Genomic DNA, 1,512 nt, shown 5'->3' with positions numbered 1-1,512 from the left:
TGGAGTTGATGAAGGTATCTGGAGACGTGTCAAATTAGTTCCGTTCAACCTTAATTTACAACCACATGAAAGAGATAAAAAACTTGATGAAAAACTATCTCTTGAGTTACCTGGTATTTTAAATTGGGCAATTGAAGGCTGCTTGAAATGGCAACGTGAAGGGTTACAAGAACCACTTGTAGTAGCAGATGCAACAGGGAAATACAAAGAGGACATGGATATATTAGCACCTTTCCTTTGGGAATCTTGTTACATTGATGAACCTGAAAATGAAGAAATCAAAATTGAAGCAAAAGAATTGTATAACGTGTATGACAATTGGTGTTTCAAATCTGGTGACCATGCGTTAAAGAATAGATCGTTTTACAGAGTGTTAGAAACCAAAGGATTCAAGAAGAAAAGAGGTGCAAAAAATAAGACATTCATAATGGGTATAACTTTGAAAGAAAGAGCACCGGTTACTAACGGAACAAAAAAGGTTACAGAAAGTACAGAAAATAGCTTTTTTAAGGTCGTTGAATAACAATTATTTTTTTTAGTAACTTTTAGTAACTCGTTAAAAAGTCAGTAATACCAATGGTTTAGAGACTATTATTTTAATTTAGGTTATTTAGGTTATTTGTTTTGGTATTAATTAAAAAAATAAAAAAATAAATATATATATAAGAGTGTAATGTCCAAACGCGATAACCGTAATAACCCATTTTTTAAGAAAGTCAGTAGTGTCAAGGGTTCAAGTGTGTTACTAAATGATTTTTTCCGTAACTTTTAGTTACTTTTCAATACCAATTAGTTACTTTAAGAGATAAAAAAATAACAAAAAATAACTTTATTGGGGTGAAAACTTGGAAGTTTTAGAAATTCTAAGTCAAATTTGGAAATCAGGAGCAGATATTTATCTTGATCCAACTGATAAGCGTGTAGCAATAAAAAAACAAGAATTAATTCCAAAGCAAACCATGGAATTAGCAGAGCAGCATTTTCAACAGATTGATGAATATTTCAAATCATGGATTGGTGTAGGTGCAATTGAATTAACAAATTTAAAAGTATTTCATCAGTTTTGTGGTTGGAAGAATAATAAAAAAATATTTGATTGGCTACAAGCTGATGAATATTCAACAAAGCTAATTTATGAATGGACAGTTATTTTACATAAAAATGGCTGGAACAATCATTTTGAAGATTATCGGAAATATGAAAATGACGAATCAAAATTATTTTCTAAAGAAATTCATAAACGAGCAGTTATCTTTTATAAAAAGTAGGTGATGAATTGATTAGTTACAAATACACGGATAAAGAAATAGAAAAAATTATGAAATCAATGGTAGTAATTGTGGATACTCGTGAGAATGTGAATGGTCATATCCTAGAATACTTACGAGCAAAGGAGATACCTTACAAACTTCAAAAATTAGATACTGGTGATTATGGCTGCATGATTCCACGGAATGAGGAATTTGGTATTTTACGAGATACATATCTTGATTGTCGAGTAGAGCGTAAGGC

2 protein-coding genes and 1 pseudogene are annotated in these 1,512 nt (G+C 30.6%); all 3 read left to right on the top strand.

Annotated features, from left to right (window positions below):
- Window positions 1-523: primase-like DNA-binding domain-containing protein (locus ACK5M9_RS11810; RefSeq protein WP_416893358.1), on the top strand; the 523-nt coding region annotated here is incomplete at its 5' end.
- Between the two features lie 322 nt (window positions 524-845).
- The gene (locus tag ACK5M9_RS11805) at window positions 846-1,268 is read left to right on the top strand and encodes a hypothetical protein (protein WP_416893357.1); all 423 of its coding nucleotides are present in this window, start codon (window positions 846-848) and stop codon (window positions 1,266-1,268) included.
- An 8-nt stretch (window positions 1,269-1,276) separates the two neighbouring features.
- Window positions 1,277-1,512, top strand: a pseudogene (locus ACK5M9_RS11800) (nuclease); the annotation flags it as partial.

The sequence above is a fragment of the Mycobacterium sp. genome (genome assembly GCF_047975165.1).
Classification (GTDB): Bacteria; Actinomycetota; Actinomycetes; order Mycobacteriales; family Mycobacteriaceae; genus Mycobacterium.
The sequence above is the reverse complement of the archived record's forward strand: the minus strand, read 5'-3'. Positions and strand labels throughout refer to the sequence as shown.